The 16,514-nt window shown below is 72.3% G+C and carries 18 protein-coding genes; 13 read left to right on the top strand and 5 right to left on the bottom strand.

The annotated features are described in order from the left end of the window. Positions 1-48: 48 nt before the first annotated feature. Positions 49-1,131, top strand: coding sequence for an ABC transporter permease (locus tag B2363_RS13165; protein ID WP_286930743.1), 1,083 nt, complete (start codon positions 49-51; stop codon positions 1,129-1,131). Continuing rightward, positions 1,131-3,821: a dipeptide ABC transporter ATP-binding protein gene (locus B2363_RS13160; protein WP_286930742.1), complete on the top strand. Its 2,691-nt coding sequence runs from the start codon at positions 1,131-1,133 to the stop codon at positions 3,819-3,821. The genes B2363_RS13165 and B2363_RS13160 overlap by 1 nt, the downstream gene beginning before the upstream one ends. Before the next feature lie 19 nt (positions 3,822-3,840). Here the strand turns inward: B2363_RS13160 and B2363_RS13155 are convergent, their stop codons facing one another. Together B2363_RS13155 and B2363_RS13150 are read right to left on the bottom strand one after the other, a co-directional pair. Beyond that, a complete protein-coding gene (locus tag B2363_RS13155; RefSeq protein WP_286930741.1) occupies positions 3,841-4,464 on the bottom strand; it encodes a response regulator in 624 nt (207 codons plus the stop codon). Positions 4,465-4,473: 9 nt separating this feature from the next. Further along, positions 4,474-5,622 (bottom strand): GAF domain-containing protein, encoded by a 1,149-nt coding sequence (locus B2363_RS13150; protein ID WP_286930740.1) that lies wholly within the window; start codon positions 5,620-5,622, stop codon positions 4,474-4,476. A gap of 112 nt (positions 5,623-5,734) precedes the next feature. Between B2363_RS13150 and B2363_RS13145 the strand changes: the two genes are divergently transcribed. The 4 genes from B2363_RS13145 to B2363_RS13130 all read left to right on the top strand — a co-directional run bounded on the left by B2363_RS13145 (position 5,735) and on the right by B2363_RS13130 (position 8,712). Then, the gene (locus B2363_RS13145; RefSeq protein ID WP_286930739.1) at positions 5,735-6,217 is read left to right on the top strand and encodes a universal stress protein; all 483 of its coding nucleotides are present in this window, start codon (positions 5,735-5,737) and stop codon (positions 6,215-6,217) included. Between the two features lie 146 nt (positions 6,218-6,363). Next, positions 6,364-7,221: an oxygenase MpaB family protein gene (locus tag B2363_RS13140; protein ID WP_286930738.1), complete on the top strand. Its 858-nt coding sequence runs from the start codon at positions 6,364-6,366 to the stop codon at positions 7,219-7,221. Positions 7,222-7,282: 61 nt separating this feature from the next. Continuing rightward, on the top strand, positions 7,283-7,792 hold the full coding sequence (locus tag B2363_RS13135) for a hypothetical protein (RefSeq protein ID WP_286930737.1): 510 nt from the start codon (positions 7,283-7,285) through the stop codon (positions 7,790-7,792). After that, positions 7,792-8,712: an LLM class F420-dependent oxidoreductase gene (locus tag B2363_RS13130; protein ID WP_286930736.1), complete on the top strand. Its 921-nt coding sequence runs from the start codon at positions 7,792-7,794 to the stop codon at positions 8,710-8,712. Before B2363_RS13135 ends, B2363_RS13130 begins: the two co-directional genes overlap by 1 nt. Positions 8,713-8,844: 132 nt before the next feature. On the opposite strand, the gene B2363_RS13125 is transcribed toward B2363_RS13130, so the two are convergent. Further along, positions 8,845-9,369 (bottom strand): MarR family winged helix-turn-helix transcriptional regulator, encoded by a 525-nt coding sequence (locus B2363_RS13125; RefSeq protein WP_181753524.1) that lies wholly within the window; start codon positions 9,367-9,369, stop codon positions 8,845-8,847. Positions 9,370-9,528: 159 nt separating this feature from the next. Here B2363_RS13125 and idi point away from each other — a divergent pair, with 159 nt between their 5' ends. The 7 genes from idi to B2363_RS13090 are packed head-to-tail and all read left to right on the top strand — an operon-like array spanning position 9,529 to position 15,195. After that, positions 9,529-10,116, top strand: coding sequence for an isopentenyl-diphosphate Delta-isomerase (idi, locus tag B2363_RS13120; RefSeq protein ID WP_313601369.1), 588 nt, complete (start codon positions 9,529-9,531; stop codon positions 10,114-10,116). Further along, positions 10,113-11,165, top strand: coding sequence for a polyprenyl synthetase family protein (locus B2363_RS13115; RefSeq protein ID WP_286930734.1), 1,053 nt, complete (start codon positions 10,113-10,115; stop codon positions 11,163-11,165). The genes idi and B2363_RS13115 overlap by 4 nt, the downstream gene beginning before the upstream one ends. Next, the gene (locus B2363_RS13110; protein WP_286930733.1) at positions 11,162-12,064 is read left to right on the top strand and encodes a phytoene/squalene synthase family protein; all 903 of its coding nucleotides are present in this window, start codon (positions 11,162-11,164) and stop codon (positions 12,062-12,064) included. Before B2363_RS13115 ends, B2363_RS13110 begins: the two co-directional genes overlap by 4 nt. Further along, a complete protein-coding gene (gene crtI, locus B2363_RS13105) occupies positions 12,064-13,662 on the top strand; it encodes a phytoene desaturase family protein (protein ID WP_286930732.1) in 1,599 nt (532 codons plus the stop codon). The genes B2363_RS13110 and crtI overlap by 1 nt, the downstream gene beginning before the upstream one ends. Continuing rightward, a complete protein-coding gene (locus tag B2363_RS13100; protein WP_286930731.1) occupies positions 13,659-13,985 on the top strand; it encodes a lycopene cyclase domain-containing protein in 327 nt (108 codons plus the stop codon). The genes crtI and B2363_RS13100 overlap by 4 nt, the downstream gene beginning before the upstream one ends. Further along, entirely contained in the window at positions 13,982-14,323 is a 342-nt protein-coding gene (locus B2363_RS13095; protein ID WP_181753534.1) for a lycopene cyclase domain-containing protein, read from the top strand. The genes B2363_RS13100 and B2363_RS13095 overlap by 4 nt, the downstream gene beginning before the upstream one ends. Then, positions 14,320-15,195, top strand: coding sequence for a prenyltransferase (locus tag B2363_RS13090; RefSeq protein ID WP_286930730.1), 876 nt, complete (start codon positions 14,320-14,322; stop codon positions 15,193-15,195). The genes B2363_RS13095 and B2363_RS13090 overlap by 4 nt, the downstream gene beginning before the upstream one ends. Here the strand turns inward: B2363_RS13090 and B2363_RS13085 are convergent. Both B2363_RS13085 and B2363_RS13080 read right to left on the bottom strand, forming a co-directional pair. After that, the gene (locus tag B2363_RS13085) at positions 15,182-15,925 is read right to left on the bottom strand and encodes a glycosyltransferase (RefSeq protein ID WP_286930729.1); all 744 of its coding nucleotides are present in this window, start codon (positions 15,923-15,925) and stop codon (positions 15,182-15,184) included. The two genes, B2363_RS13090 and B2363_RS13085, sit on opposite strands and share 14 nt — an antisense overlap. Continuing rightward, complete coding sequence (locus tag B2363_RS13080) at positions 15,922-16,473, bottom strand: hypothetical protein (protein ID WP_286930727.1); 552 nt, start codon at positions 16,471-16,473, stop codon at positions 15,922-15,924. Before B2363_RS13080 ends, B2363_RS13085 begins: the two co-directional genes overlap by 4 nt. Between the last annotated feature and the right edge of the window lie 41 nt (positions 16,474-16,514).

Genomic DNA, 16,514 nt, shown 5'->3' with positions numbered 1-16,514 from the left:
CGCCCTGCGCGTGCCGGGGCCCCGCTTCCACGTAGGCAGGAGCACAGCGTGACCACTGACGTCCTCGTCGCCGCCGACAGCCCGTCGGCCGAACCACCCGGTCGCCGCGGCGGGCTGAGCCCGCTCGCGCGCTACCTGCTGATCAGGCTGGCGCTGATCATCCCGATGCTGTGGGTGCTGGTGACCCTGGTCTTCTTCCTGATGCGCGTGATCGGCGACCCGATCACCGCGGCGCAGGGTGGCCGCCTGACCCCCGACCAGATCGCCGAGCGCAAGGCCGAGGCAGGCCTCGACCGGCCGATCATCGTGCAGTACCTCGAGTACCTCGGCAACATCCTGCACGGCGACTTCGGCACGACGCTGACCGACAACCGCGAGGTCACCGACATCCTCATCGTCAACGGCGCCGCCACGCTGGAGCTGTCGGTGTGGGCGCTGATGGTCGCGTTCGCCATCGGCATCCCGCTGGGCCGGATCGCCGCCCGCCACCGCGACCGCTGGCGCGACGTGCTGCTGCGGCTGTTCGCGATCGTCGCCTACGCCGCCCCCGTCTTCTTCGTCGGCCTGCTGCTGAAGCTGGCCGTCGCCCCGTTCGGCTGGCCCACCTCGGGCCGGGCCTCGACCGCCACCGAGCTGACGCTGGCCAAGGTCGAGCCGCAGACCAACATCATGATCGTCGACGCCATCTTGTGGGGCGAGCCGGAGTACATCTGGGACGTCCTGCAGCACGCCGTGCTCCCGGCGCTCGCGCTGGGTATGCTGACCGGCGGCATCTTCCTGCGGCTCGTCCGCGTGAACCTGCTGCAGACGCTGCGCGCTGACTACGTCACGGCCGCCCGCGCCCGCGGCGTCTCGGAGCGACAGGTCGAGCGCAAGCACGCCTTCCGCAACGCCCTGGTCCCGGTGGTCACGGTCATGGGCATGCAGATCGCCATCCTGCTCGGAGGCGCCGTGCTGACCGAGACGACCTTCGAGTGGAACGGGCTCGGCTACCAGCTCACGGAGTACCTGGTCCGGCGCGACTTCCTCGCCGTGCAGGGCATCGTCACCGCGATCGCCTTCATCGTGTGCATCGCGAGCTTCCTCATCGACGCCATCGTGGCGCTCGTCGACCCCCGAGTGAGGTTCTGATGCGCTACCCCGGCCAGTCCGTCGTCTCGCAGTCCCACGGCCTCCAGCGGTTCATGCTGCTGCTGGGCTTCGGGCTCATCGCGTTCTTCCTCGTCCTCGCCGTCTTCGCGCCGTGGATCGCCCCGTACGACTTCAACCAGGTGCGCGGCGACGACGGTGTCCTGTTCGGCACGCAGCAGCCGCCGAGCGCCGACCACTGGTTCGGCACCAACGTGGGAGGCACCGACGTGCTCTCGCGCGTCGTCTACGGGGCCCGCACCGCGGTCGAGGTCATCATCCTGGCCGTGCTCGTCTCGAGCCTGATCGGCGTGCCGCTCGGGCTGGTCTCGGGCTACCTCGGCGGCTGGCTCGACAAGACGCTCGTGCTCGTGATGGACGCGCTCTACTCCTTCCCGTCGCTGCTGCTCGCGATCGTCGTGTCGATCGTCGTCTCCGGCGGGTCGAGCGGCGCGCTGGGCGGCATCGCCTCGGCCGCGATCTCGATCACCGTCATCTTCATCCCGCAGTACTACCGCGTGATCCGCAACGCGACGGTCTCGGTCAAGACCGAGCCGTACGTCGACGCCGCCAAGGTCGTGGGCGTGCGGACCCCGCGGATCCTGTTCCGGCACATCCTGTCCAACGTCGCGCAGACCCTCCCGGTGATCGGGACCCTGAACGCCTCCGAGGCGATCCTGACCCTGGCGGCCCTGGGCTTCCTGGGCTTCGGCATCGAGCCGTCGGCCGCCGCCGAGTGGGGCTACGACCTCAACAAGGCGATGCCCGACGCCACCAACGACATCTGGTGGACCGGCCTCTACCCGGGTCTGGCGATCGTCCTGGTCGTGCTGGGCGTGACGCTGATGGGCGAGAGCCTCAACGACATCACCAACCCGCTGCTGCGCACGCGTGCGGCCGACAAGGCCGAGGGTGAGCTCGAGATCGAGCTGGCCGAGGACCTCAGCGCCGCTCCCGAGATCACCGAGTCCGCCGGAGCCGCGCCGATCAGCGCTCCCGAATCGGTGGAGCGACGGCGCACGGCGGTGCTGTCCCTGTCGGACCTGAGGGTGAGCTTCGGCACCGACGCCGGCCGCGTGGTCGCAGTGGACGGCGTGGGCTTCGACGTCGCACCCGGCGAGGTCGTCGCCGTCGTCGGCGAGTCCGGGTCGGGCAAGTCGGTCACCTCACGTGCCGTCATGGGCCTGCTCCCGAGCACGGCGACCGTGGACGGGTCCGCGGTGCTGCACACCAGCGGGGACGCCCGACGCGAGCTGATCGGGATGACGCCGCAGGAGCTGCGGCCGATCCGAGGCGACGAGATCTCGATGGTCTTCCAGGAGCCCGGGACCGCGCTCGACCCGGTGCGCACGGTCGGCTGGCAGGTCGTCGAGGCGATCCGCGCCCACCGCCAGACCAGCAAGGCAGACGCCCGGGCCCGCGCCATCGAGCTGCTCGAGCTGGTCGGACTGCCCGATCCGGCCAAGCGGGTGGACTACTACCCGCACCAGCTCTCCGGCGGCCAGAAGCAGCGCGTCGTGATCGCGATCGCCATCGCGTGCGAGCCGGACGTGATCGTGGCGGACGAGCCGACCACCGCGCTCGACGTGACGGTGCAGGCGGCGATCCTCGAGCTGCTGCTGGACCTGCGCTCGCGGCTCGGCACGGCGATCGTGCTGATCACGCACAACATGGGGGTCGTCGCCGACATCGCAGATCGCGTGGTCGTGATGTACAAGGGGCGCATCGTCGAGCAGGCGCCCGTCGACCGGCTCTTCGCCGCGCCCGCGCACCCGTACACGCAGGCCCTGCTGGACTCGGTGCCCCACCTCGGTCGCACGCACGGGAGCGAGGACGGCCCGACCGGCCCCGCCCCGCTCGAGGGTGCGCCCGTCGTGCTCGACCTCGAGGACATCGTGGTGGAGTTCCCGGGCGGCTGGGGCGAGACGGCCTTCCGCGCCGTCGACCACGTCAGCCTGCAGGTGCACCGTGGTGAGGTGCTGGGCCTGGTGGGCGAGTCCGGCTCGGGCAAGTCCACGCTGGGCCGTGTCGCCGTGGGGCTGCAGCAGCCGACCTCCGGCATCGTCCGGGTGGGCGGCGAGACCATTTCCGGCCTCAGCGACAAGGACCTGCGCCCGTACCGCAGCCGGTTCGGCTTCGTGTTCCAGGACCCGGCGGCCTCGCTCAACCCGCGGATGTCGATCCTGGACTGCATCGCGGAGCCGCTGCGGGTGCACACCGACCTCACCGACGCGCAGGTCACCGAGAAGGTGCGGAGCCTGCTCGACTCGGTGGAGCTGCCCGGCGAGTACGCCGAGCGCTTCCCGCACGAGCTCTCCGGCGGTCAGCGCCAGCGGATCAGCCTCGCGCGGGCCCTGGCGCTCGACCCCGACCTGCTCATCGCGGACGAGCCCACCTCGGCGCTCGACGTCTCGGTGCAGGCGCGCGTGCTGGAGCTCTTCCTGGAGCTGCAGCAGCGCCTGCAGTTCGCGTGCCTGTTCATCACGCACGACCTCGCGGTGGTCGACACCCTGGCGAACCGGGTCGCGGTGATGCAGCGCGGGCGGCTGGTCGAGCTCGGCCCGCGCGACCAGGTGCTGCGGCAGCCCGCTGAGGAGTACACGCGCAGCCTGATCGCGGCCGTGCCCGTGCCGGATCCGGCCGAGCAGCGCCGCCGGCGCGCCGAACGGGGCGACCTGCTGACGGGCGCCTAGGTGCGCGAGGCCTCGGGCGTCAGCGGTCCCAGGCGGCGACCTGGGCGCGGCGCTCGAGGCCGAGCTTGCCCAGGACGGTGGAGACGTAGTTCTTGACGGTCTTCTCGGACAGGAAGAGCGTGGCGGCGATCTCGCGGTTGGAGCGGCCGAGCCGCAGCTCGTCGAAGACCTTGCGCTCCTGCGTGGTGAGCTCGTCGAGCGGGTCGGGGTCGGCCTGGTGGCGCAGGCGCTCGAGCACCGAGCGGGTGACGGCGGGGTCGAGCAGCGACTGTCCCGCGGCGACCCGCTGGACGGCGTCGACGAGGTCGTTCCCGCGCACCTGCTTGAGGAGGAACCCCGAGGCTCCGGCCATGATCGCCTCGAAGAGCGCCTCGTCGTCCTCGTAGGACGTCAGGATGAGGACCGCCGTGCGCTCGGCCGAGAGCCGGACCCGCCGGCACAGCTCGATCCCCGAGCCGTCCGGCAACCGCGCGTCGAGCACCGCGACGTCGGGCTGGAGCCGCTCGATCGCGGTGGCGGCCTCGGCGACCGTTCCGGCCTCGCCCACCACGGTGATCACGCCGGAGTCCTCGAGGAGGTCACCGACGCCGCGCCGCACGACCTCGTGGTCGTCGAGCAGGAAGACGCGGATGGGTTCGCTCACGGGCTCAGCCTACGGAAGGGCGGCCGCGGCGCCGCCGGTTACGAGCGGGATGCGCCAGACCACGCGGGTCCCCGTGCCGCCCGGACCGGGACCGATCCGCAACGACCCGCCCGAGCGCTGGGCCCGCTCGCTCAGGTTCGCCAGTCCGCTGGCCGGCTCGGCGTCGCCCATGCCGGCACCGTCGTCGGTCACCGTGGCCACCACCTCGTGCTCGGCCACCTCGAGGCGCAGGGCCACCGACGTGGCCCTCGCGTGCCGGATGACGTTGGCCAGCGCCTCGTTCATCACCGCGTGCACGTCGCTGCGCAGGCCGATGTCGAGCCGGCCGAGGTCGCCCTCGATGTCGATGACGGGCGCGAAGCCCAGCGGCGCAGCCGTGGCCTTCAGGAGGCGCACGAGACGTGCCTCGTCCGTCGCGGCGTCGGAGCCCAGCGCGAAGATCGCCCCGCGCAGGTCGGCGATCGCCCGGTCGACGTCGTCCACGGCCTGCGAGGCTCGGCCGGCCCACGGCTCGTCGACGTTCCGCGAGATCCGGTCCAGGGACAGGCCCACGGCGAAGAGCCGCCCGATGACGAGGTCGTGGAGGTCGCGCGCGATGCGGTTGCGGTCCTCGACCACGGCCATCCGCGCGAGCTCGGCCCGTGTGCCGGCGAGCTCGTCGAAGAGGCGCGCGTTCGCGATCGCCGTCCCGGCGACCGCGGCGAGACCGGTCACGAGGCGCTCGTCGTCGTCGGTGAACCCGCCCGGCTTCTCGGTCAGGTAGAGGTCGCCGAACACCTGGCCGTTGACCCGCACGGGCACCCCGAGGAACGCGCCCATGGGCGGGTGGTGCGGCGGGAAGCCGACGGAGGCGGGGTGCGAGGCGACGTCGTCGAGTCGCAGCGGCACCCCGTCGCGGAGCACGACGCCGAGGACCCCGGCACCTCGCGGCAGGTCGCCGATCCGGGCCGCGGTCTCCTCGTCGATGCCCTGGGTGAGGAACTCGGCCAGCTCGTCGTGGTCGTGCCCCAGCACCCCCAGCGCGCCGTAGCGGGCACCGGTCAGGTCGCGGGCCAGCTCGATGATGCGGGCCAGCAGGCTGTCGAGGTCGAGGTCGGACGTCACCGCGACGGCGGCGTCGACGATGTTCTCCCAGCGCTTCCGGTCCTGTTCGTCCACGCGCTCACCGTACCGAGATCGCCGGGCCGGAGGTCCCTGCAACTCGGGACCTTCGGCCCTGCTCCGCGACGCCGGACCGGAGCACGATGGAGGTGTCGAGAAAGGAACCACGATGAGCACCAACACCATCGTCGTCGGAGTGGACGAGACCCCCGCAGGAGCCGCCGCCCTCACGTGGGCCGCGAAGGAGGCCGACCTCCGTGGCGCGGACCTCAAGATCGTCCACGTGTGGCAGATCGACGCGGCCGTCGCGATGGCCGGCGCCGAGGTCCCGTGGATGGCCTACGAGACCGACGCCCGGTCGAACGCCGCGCGCTGGGTGACCGAGACGATCGGGTCCGAGGACGCCGACGGCAGGCCCCGCCGCATCGAGGTCGTGCAGGGCGCGCCCGGACCGACGCTCGTCGATGCCTCGCGCGACGCGGCCATGCTGGTCGTCGGCACGCGCGTGCACACGGGCATCAGCCGCGTGCTGTTCGGATCGGTCAGCCACTACTGCCTGACCCACGCGCAGTGCGTCGTGGTCGCGGTGCCGACCACGTCCACCGCCGAGACGGTGGACGTGGCCTCGGCCGACGACCTGGTCACGCACTGAGGCGAGCCGGGCTTCCCCTCCCGGCCGCCCTTCCCGGGCCGCGCCCCTCCCCCACGCGCGGTCCGCTGCCCCGCCTCGCCCCCGAAGGTCCTGGGCAGCCCGAAGTCCCGGCGGCGATCTCACGCCGCCGGGGCTACGTTGGCGCCATGATCGAACGCGTCCGCGATCAGGCCGCCTCCGCGATCTTCGCGCGCGTGGCCGGTCCCGAGGGCGAGGGTCGCCGCGAGCGCATCCACGGCACGCCGGGCCAGCGCCGGTTCACCCCCGCGGACCCCGTCTGGCGCGTCCACGGGGATGCCTCGATGTTCGTCGGCGGGATCCGTGCCCTCCTCCTGCAGTCGCTACACCCCCTGGCGATGGCCGGGGTGGACCAGCACTCGGGGTTCAGCGGCGACCCCTGGGGACGACTCCAGCGCACCAGCGGCTTCATCGCCGAGACGACCTTCGGCACCGTCGACCACGCCGACCGCGCGATCGGGGCCGTGCGCCGGATCCACGAGCGCGTCCGGGGCACCACCGACGACGGACGCGAGTACGCCGCCTCCGACCCGCACCTGCTGCGCTGGGTGCACGTCGCCGAGATCGACTCGTTCCTGCGCGCGCACGACCGCTACGGCGCCCGTCCCCTCGGGCCCGAGGAGCGCGACGTCTACGTCGCCCAGGCGGGAATCACCGCCCGACTGCTCGGCGCGCGCGACGTGCCGGAGAGCACGGAGGAGCTGGCGGCTGCGCTGGCGTCCTACCGCCCCGAGCTCGAGAGCACGCCCGCCGCTCGCGAGGCCGCCCGCTTCATGCTGCTGAGCCCGCCGGTGCCGTGGACGGTGCGAGCGCCCTACGGGATGCTCGCGGCCGCGGCGGTGGGGTTGCTGCCGCGCTGGGCCCGCCGTCCGCTGCGCCTGCCCTGGCTGCCGGTCACCGAGGCGACCGCCGTACGCGCCGGCGGCGTGGCCGTGACGCGGGCGATCGGATGGGCCATGTCGCCCGCGCCCCGCTCCACGACATGAGGATGTCGGCGAACCGCGACACAATGGACGGGTCCCCACCAGAACCTAGGAGTGATCGCTCGTGAAGAAGCTCGCGCTGCTGACGGCCGCCGCCGTCGGATACGTCCTTGGAACCCGCGCCGGCCGCGGCCGCTATGAGCAGATCAAGCAGCAGGCCGAGAAGGTGTGGCACACCGATCCGGTCCAGTCCACCGCCCACAAGGCGCAGGACACCGCCAAGCAGGCCGCCTCCGACGTGGGCCACCGCGTCGCCGAGACGGCGAAGGACGTCTCCGGCGTCGTCAGCGAGAAGGCCAAGGACGTCTCCGGCACGGTCGGCGACAAGGTGAAGACCGCCGCCGACTTCTCCAAGGACGAGGGCTCGAAGGACTCAGGCACCGGGTCCCGTACGGCCGCCGCCACGGATGCCGACGCGTCCGCCCCCGCCTACAGCACCAGCTCGGAGGGTCTGCGTGCTGACGCGGCAGCCGCCGACGCCCGGGCTCCGTTCGACATCGACGAGGCCGGCTCGGACGACCTCTCCTCCCAGCCGAACCCGCTGGGCACCGACGATCCCGACGCTCGCGCCTGATGCGACTGAGGATCTTCACCGAACCGCAGCAGGGCGCGTCGTACGACGACCTCCTCGCCGTCGCGCAGGAGTCCGAGCGGCTGGGCTTCGACGCCTTCTTCCGCTCCGACCACTACCTCGCGATGGGCGGGGAGGGCCTGCCCGGTCCGAGCGACGCCTGGATCACGCTGGCCGGCCTGGCCCGCGACACGTCCACCATCCGGCTGGGCACCCTCGTCACGAGCGCCACGTTCCGGCTGCCCGGACCGCTGGCGATCAGCGTGGCCGGGGTCGACCAGATGAGCGGTGGACGCGTGGAGTTCGGGCTCGGCGCTGGCTGGTTCGACGCCGAGCACCGGGCCTACGGAATCGGCTTCCCCGAGACGCCCGAGCGCTTCGACCGCCTCGAGGAGCAGCTGGAGATCATCACCGGCCTGTGGGCCGACACCTCCGGCGCCTACTCGTTCGAGGGCCGGCACTACACCGTCACCGACTCGCCGGCCTTGCCCAAGCCGGCACAGGACCGGATCCCCGTGATCGTGGGCGGCAAGGGCAAGCGCCGCACGCCGGCGCTCGCGGCGCGGTTCGCCGACGAGTTCAACATCCCGTTCGAGTCGGCCGACTTCACCCGCACGCAGTTCGGGCGGGTGCGTGAGGCCTGCGAGAAGGCCGAGCGCGATCCGGCATCGCTCGCGTGGTCCAACGCGCTGGTGCTGTGCGCGGGATCGGACGAGACCGAGATCGCCCGGCGTGCCGCGGCGATCGGCCGCGAGGTCGACGAGCTGCGCACCAACGGGCTCGCCGGCACGCCTGCTGAGATCCTCGACCGGATCGGCGAGTTCGCGGACTCCGGGTCAGAGCGCCTGTACCTGCAGGTGCTCGACCTGGCCGACCTGGACCACCTGCGGCTCGTGGCCGAGGAGATCCTTCCGCACGTCTGAGTACCGACGAACGATGAGGCATCCGACCCCCATCCGGGCTCGGATGCCTTGTCGTTTCGGCACTCGAACGCCGCGAATTACATGGGTGTGGTTTACCCACAGCATTGTCCCCATCTGGGGACAACCGGGGCCTCAGGACGGGCCCACCTCGAGCCGGCCGCGCTCCATCTCCGACGTGAGGGACTGCAGGAAGTCGATGATCGCGGGCCTGGCTTCCACCGGCACCCTGGCCGCGATGGCCTTCATCCGCTCGTGCATGTCGGCCAGGTGCACCGACATCTCGTGGCGGGCCTGCTCGGTGGGGACCAGCACCACGGAACGACGGTCGGTGGGGTGCGGCACGCGCTCCAGGTGTCCGGAGGCGACGAGCCGGTCGACCAAGGTCGTCACGGCGGCGGTGCTGATGCCGAGGTGGTCTGCGAGCCGGCGCGGGGTCACCCCCGGGACCGCGCTGCCCTGCGGATCGGACTCCGCGATCTCCACCGCGCGAATGACGTGACGCAGCGATCGCAGGTCGGTGGGGTTGACCCGCATCGCGTCGCTGAGGCGGTTGCGCATCTCCCGATCGGCCCGGACGAGCTCGCGCACGGCCCTCAGCAGGTCGCGTTCGTCGTCGGTGTAGTCGGGTGCCACGGGGGTACGGGGAAGTGGACGCATCGGCACCCCTTCATCATAGGCACTATTTCTACAAGTTGATATCTAGATTGGTTAGCAATATCGTTCGAGGTGTCACCAGGAGGTCTTGTGGAACCCGTGCTCGACCACGCCACCGGGGCAGCGGACGCCGCTGCGCCGTCCAGCGGCACGCGCTCGGGCCTGCCCGACCGGCTCCCGCACGGGGATCCCGACGACCTCGTCGTCCTGCTGGACGACGAGAGGCGCCCCATCGGCACCGCTCCCCGGCACGACGTCCACGGCCAGGACACGCCGCTGCACCTGGCTTTCTCCTGCTACCTGATCGACGGTCGCGGTCGCGTGCTGCTCACCCGGCGCGCCCTGGGAAAGCGGTCGTGGCCCGGCGTGTGGACCAACTCCTTCTGCGGCCACCCGCGGCCCGGCGAGGACCTCGTCGACGCGGTCAGCCGCCACGGCCGCGGTGAGCTCGGCCTCGAGCCCTCATCCATCCGCCCGTTCCTGCCCGACTTCGCCTACCGCGCGGTCGACGCCTCCGGCGTGGTGGAGAACGAGGTGTGCCCCGTCTTCGTCGCCCGCGCGACCGACGAGGCGCAGCCCCATCCCGACGAGGTGGAGGAGCTGCGCTGGGTCGACGTGTCCGACCTGCGCGAGACGGTGCGGATCGCGCCGTGGGCGCTGAGCCCGTGGCTGGTCGAGCAGGCTGCCGCGATCGAGGAGGCGGACGCCTGGCACGTGCTGGCGCCGGACGAGACGGAGACGAGTCCATGACCCTGCAATCGGAGCTCGACTCACTCCTGCACTCGGCCCGCGTCCCCGGCCTGAGCCGCGACCACCACGCACTGCTCACCGCCCTCGACCTCGGCAGCTCCGGCGGCAAGCGCTTCCGGCCGTGGCTCGTCACGACGGTGCACGCGGCCTTCGGCGGCGACCAGCCCGACACGGTGGTCGATGCCGTCGCCGCGGCCACCGAGCTGCTCCACACCGCCTTCGTGATCCACGACGACGTGATCGACAACGACGACACCCGCCGTGGACGGCCCAGCGTGCCGGGCCTGTTCCGCTCCGACGCCACCGAGCTGGCCAGCTCGCCGGACGACCACGACACCTACGCGCGCGCCGGCGCGATCCTCGCCGGCGACCTGGCACTGGCCGCGGCGATCCGCGCCGTGGCGACGTGCGGCGTCGACCCGGTCACCACCCACCGTCTGCTCGATCTCCTCGACGCCACGCTGCACGCCTCCGCCGCCGGCGAGCTGGCCGACGTCCGCCTGGCCCTGGGCACCGCCATGCCGAGCGCCGACGAGGCCATCGCCGTCACCGAGCACAAGACGGCCGTCTACTCGTTCGTGCTGCCGCTGCAGGCCGGAGCCGTCCTGGCGGGCGCCGACGAGTCCGCCGTGCGGGTCCTCGGCGAGATCGGCCGCTGCCTGGGGGTCGCGTTCCAGCTCCACGACGACGTGATGGCGATGTTCGGCGACCCCGAGACGACGGGCAAGGACCCGCTGGGCGACCTGCGCGAGGGCAAGCGAACGCCGCTCATGGTGCACGCGTCGCAGACGGCCGAGTGGGAGCGGATCGCGCCCCACCTCGGTGACCCCGACCTCACCGAGGCGGCCGCGGCCGGCGTGCGCGAGGCACTCGCGGCCTGCGGATCGCGGGGCTACGTGGAGGACCTCGCCGACGGCCACCTGGCGCTGGCGCGCGAGCACGCCCGCACGCTCGACCTCGAACGGTCGCTCCTGGACCCCCTCGTGGCGCAGGCTTGGCACATGGCCGCCACGACGCACGACCCCGCCGCCCAGGTCGGTGCGGCATGAGCGCGCTCCACCACGACGAGCACGGCCGCTCGGGATCGACCGCCGCCACCGAGGCGTACACGCTGTACGACGACGTGGCCGAGGGTGCCGCCGCGCTCGTGATCAAGCGCTACTCCACCTCGTTCTCGCTGGCGTCACGGCTGCTGAACGAGCCCGTGCGCACGCGCGTGTGCAACATCTACGCGCTCGTGCGCGTGGCGGACGAGATCGTCGACGCCCCGCGCCCGGACGGCGACCACGACCAGCAGCTGCGCGTGCTCGACTCGCTCCATGCCGAGGTCCACGAGGCCATGCGCACCGGGCACAGTGCGAATCTCGTCGTCCACGCGTTCGCGCGCACGGCGCGCGCGTGCGGGATCGGCACCGACCTGGTCGACCCGTTCTTCCAGTCGATGCGCACCGACCTCTTCCGCACCGACCACGACGAGGCCAGCTTCGCGACGTACATCTACGGCTCCGCCGAGGTCGTGGGACTGATGTGCCTCAAGGCGTTCCTCCTCGACCAGCCCAGCCCCGAGGCGCAGTACGCCGAGCTGGCCCCCGGCGCCCAGCGCCTCGGCGCCGCCTTCCAGAAGGTGAACTTCCTGCGCGACCTCGGCGACGACCGCGACAACCTCGGCCGCAGCTACGTGCCCGGACTGGACCCGGAGCACTTCGACGTCGCGATGCGCGACCGGCTGCTCGATGACATCGACGCCGACCTCGCCGCCGCCGCGGCCGTGATCCCGCGCCTGCCCGCCGGCAGCCGCCGCGCGGTCGCCGCCGCCCACGCCCTCTTCGCGGAGCTGTCACGGCGGCTCCGCAACGCCTCGCCGGCCCGGATCCGCTCCGAGCGCATCCGCGTGCCCGGCCCGGCGAAGGCCCGGGTCGTCGCGCGCGCCGTCACGGTGGGCGTCTGATGCGCCGCGTCACCGTCATCGGCGGCGGGATCTCCGGACTCGCCACCGCGGCCCTCCTGGCCGCCGACGGCTGGTCGGTCGACCTGCTCGAGCAGCGCGACGACGTGGGCGGGCGCGCCGGCTCGTGGAGCAAGGACGGCTTCCGCTTCGACACGGGCCCGTCCTGGTACCTGATGCCCGAGGTCTTCGAGCACTTCTTCCGGCTCCTCGGGACCACCGCGGACGAGCAGCTCGACCTCGTCCGGCTCGATCCGGGCTACCGCGTGTTCTTCGAGGGCAACGAGCAACCCGTCGACGTGCGGGCCACGCGCGCCGAGAACGTCGCCCTGTTCGACGCGATCGAGCCCGGCGCGGGCCGTCGCCTCGAGGACTACCTGGACTCCGCGGCCGACACCCACCAGATGGCGGTCGACCACTTCCTCTACACGAGCTTCGAGCGACCGGCGAACCTCGCTCATGCCGACGTGCTGCGCCGGGCGCCGCGCCTGGCCGGGCTGCTGGGGCGCTCTCTGGAGTCGCACGTCGCCGCGCGCTTCGACGACACGCGGCTGCGCCAGATCCTGGGGTACCCCGCCGTGTTCCTCGGCTCGTCGCCGTCGCGCGCGCCCAGCATGTACCACCTGATGAGCGGGATGGACCTCGCCGACGGCGTGCTCTACCCGCAGGGCGGGTTCTCCACGCTGATCGACGCGATCGCCGCCCTGGCGCGCGCCCGCGGCGTGCGCATCCGCACGGGCGCCACCGTCATCGGCATCGACACCAGCTCCACCGGCCGCGCCCTGCCCACGCCGGGCGCGCGGGCGCGGGTCGAGGGGGTCACGTTCCGCACCGACGAGGGGATCGAGCGGATCGATGCCGACGTGGTGGTCGGCGCGATGGACCTGCACCACCTCGAGACGCGACTGCTGCCCGAGCACCTGCAGACCTACCCGGAGTCGTGGTGGAAGCGCCGCGATCCGGGGCCTGGCGCCGTGCTGGCGTACCTCGGCGTGGAGGGCGAGCTGCCCGAGCTGGCCCACCACACGATGTTCTTCACGCGGGACTGGGCCGCGAACTTCGACGACGTCCTCGGCCGCCCCGGACGCGTGCCGGACCCCGCGTCCTCCTACGTGTGCCGTCCGTCGGCCACCGACCCCTCGGTGGCTCCCGAGGGCGACGAGAACGTCTTCATCCTCGTTCCCGTCCCGGCCGACGTGGGCCTGGGGCGCGGGGGCGTCGACGGGGCAGGCGATCCCGTGGTCGAGAAGACCGCGGACGCGGCCATCGGCCAGATCGCCTCGTGGGCGGGCGTCCCCGACCTGGCCTCGCGGATCAAGGTGCGGCGCACCATGGGACCCGGTGACTTCGCCGCAGACCTGAACGCGTGGTCGGGCGGGGCTCTCGGGCCCGCCCACACCCTGAGGCAGAGCGCCTTCCTCCGCGCGCGCAACGCCTCGCGCAAGGTGGACGGGCTGCTCTACGCCGGATCCAGCACGATCCCGGGCATCGGACTGCCGATGTGCCTGATCAGCGCCGAGCTCGTGCTGAAGCGGCTGCGCGGCGACCGGTCGGCGGGCCCGTCATCCGAGCCGCAGGCCGGCACTACGGTGGTCGCGTGAGCTGGCTCTACCTCGCCTCGGTGATCGGGGCGGGCTTCTGCATGGGACTGGTCGACCGCCGCTGGCGGCTGTTCCTCTTCCGGAAGGCCTCGAACGCGCTGGTGGTCCTCGCCATCGGCTTCGTGTTCTTCCTGGTGTGGGACATCGTGGCGATCCGGCTCGAGGTGTACGCGCGGGGCGAGTCCCCGGCGATGACCGGGATCGAGGTGGCCCGGGAGCTGCCACTCGAGGAGCTCTTCTTCATCGTCTTCCTCTGCTACGTCACCGGCGTCCTGCACGGGCTGTTCACGATGCTGCTCGACCGCAGGACGGTGACCCGATGACGTACCTCGGGCTCGCCGCGGTCTTCACGGCCGCCACTCTTCCCGTCCTGGCCCTCGCGGTCGTCACGCGTCGCCCCGACCGTCGCTGGTGGGCCGCCACCGGGCTCACCGCCGTGGCGCTCGCCGTCCTGACCGCGGTGTTCGACAGCGTGATGATCGCCGCCGACCTCTTCCGGTTCGACGAGTCGGCCCTGACCGGCATCCACGTGGGGCTCGCGCCGATCGAGGACTTCGCGTGGCCGCTCGCGGCCACGATCCTGGTCTCGTCGCTGTCCCTGCTGCTCTCGCGGCCGGCCCGGCACTTCGACTCCACCGTCTCGGCGCAGGACCAGGCGTGAGCCGCGCCGGCCAGGTGCTGGCGTCGTCCCGCCCGCTGTCGTGGGTCAACACGGCCTTCCCGTTCGGCGCGGCCTACCTGCTGGCCGGCGGTGGGCTCGACGTCGCGTTCTGGGTGGGCTGCGCGTACTTCCTGGTGCCCTACAACCTGCTGATGTACGGGATCAACGACGTCTTCGACTACGAGTCCGACCTGCGCAACCCGCGCAAGGGCGGGGTCGAGGGGATCGTGCTCGACCGGCGCATCCACCGGCTCACGATCTGGTCGGCGGTCCTCTCGAACGTGCCGTTCGTCGTGGTGCTCGCCGTCATGGGCTCGCCGCTGTCGAACCTCGTGCTGGCGATCAGCATCTTCGCCGTCATCGCGTACTCGGCCCCGGTGCTGCGGTTCAAGGAGCGCCCGTTCCTGGACTCGATCACCTCCAGCACGCACTTCGTCAGCCCTGCCGTGTTCGGGCTGGCCCTCGCGGCTGCCCGCGGTGGCGAGGTCGAGCTCGGGGGCACGGTCGTCGCCGCCATCGCGGGCTTCTTCGCGTGGGGCGTCGGTTCGCACGCGTTCGGTGCCGTCCAGGACGTCACCGCCGACCGCGCGGCCGGCATCGGCTCGATCGGCACGGTCCTCGGGGCCCGCAACACCACCCGATTCGCGTTCGCGGCCTACCTCGTGGGCGGCCTGTGCCTGCTGGCGCTGCCGTGGCCCGGATCCCTCTCCGCCCTGCTGGTGCTGCCCTACGCCGCCAACATCGCGCCGTACCTGTCGATCACCGACGAGCGGTGCGAGGAGGCGAACGCCGGCTGGCGCCGCTTCCTGTGGCTGAACTTCCTCACCGGGTTCCTCGTGACGCAGCTGCTGATCTGGATCAGCCTCCGGTGACGTGGCGGGGCCGGAACCGGTCCTGCCAGCGCTTCCACGGCGGTCGCTCCGCCCAGTTGAGCCTCAGCGTGGTGACGGCCCGGTCCATCCGGCGCGCCAGCTGCCTCCGGCCCCGCACCGAGCGTCCCGAGACACCCAGCCGCAGGGCGCGGTCGTAGCGGATCACGGACTCGGGGCCGAGCGCGAAGGCCAGGTCCATGTCGTCGTGGACGTCGTCGAACCGGTGCACCCGGTCGCGCACGCGCTCCCAGCTGGTGCGGCGGATCGCCATGCTCGATCCCCACAGCGGATGGTGGCCGAGGGCCAGGTACGTCAGGACGTAGTAGGCGCCGAGGTAGGCCACGGTGGCGATGCGGCCGAGCAGGGGCGGCAGGTCGTGGAACCAGCCCGCCCCGGTGACGGCATCGACCTCGGGGTCGGCCATCGCGCCGGCGACCCGCGCGATCCAGTCGGGGCCGGGCCGCGAGTCGGCGTCGAGCCGGGCGACCACATCGCCCGAGGCCGCGTCGTAGCCGGTGGCGGCCGCCGGGGGGATGCCCAGGCGCGGCTCCACGACGACACGGGCCCCGGCGGCCTCGGCGACGGCCGCCGAGTCGTCGGTGCAGTCGTTGTCGACGACGACCACCTCGAGCGGGGCCACGGTCTGGAGCGCGAGCAGACGCAGGCACTCGCGGAGCTCGTCCGCGTCGTCGTGCACGGGGATGACGACCGAGACCGTCGGGGTCGTCACCGGCTCGGCTCCGCGGCCGACGTGCGGCTCACCACGAGCGCGGCGACCAGCGCGCCGACCGCTCCGGCGGCGAGGTCGCCGATCGTGTCGTCGTAGCCCACCTGGATCCGGTCGTCGATCCACGTGTGGCCCATCCACTCGAGGAACTCCCACACCACGGCGAGCGCGACGGCGGTGGTGATCGTGACGACGAAGGCGCCGAGCCGGGGGCGCGCGAGCCGGGGATCGTCGTGGGTGGCGAGGGCGCCGACCTTCACGAGCACCTGCCACGTCAGGGCGGCGATGAGCCCGGTGGCTGTGGCGTGGACGACGAGATCGAGGCCCGGGACGGCGAGGTACCAGTCGAGCTGGGCCGCCCAGCCGCCGAGCAGGAGGGCGCCGCAGAAGGTGACGTCGAGGGCCGGCCCGGTGCCGACCGCCCGAGGGATGAAGAGCGCCCCGAGCACGAGGAAGAAGAGTGCGAAGCCGATCCAGCCCGCGTGGATCGTGGCCGCCACGACGCTGACCACACCGGCGGCGCGCAGGGCGTCCGGGACGATCAACGGCATTCGGACATCCTACTGATGCCGGTGAATTCCACGAATTACAC

Origin of the sequence: Aeromicrobium sp. UBA7512 (genome assembly GCF_002476985.1) — a bacterium.
Lineage (GTDB): Bacteria > Actinomycetota > Actinomycetes > Propionibacteriales > Nocardioidaceae > Aeromicrobium > Aeromicrobium phoceense.
This window is presented reverse-complemented; position numbering and strand designations above follow the sequence as displayed.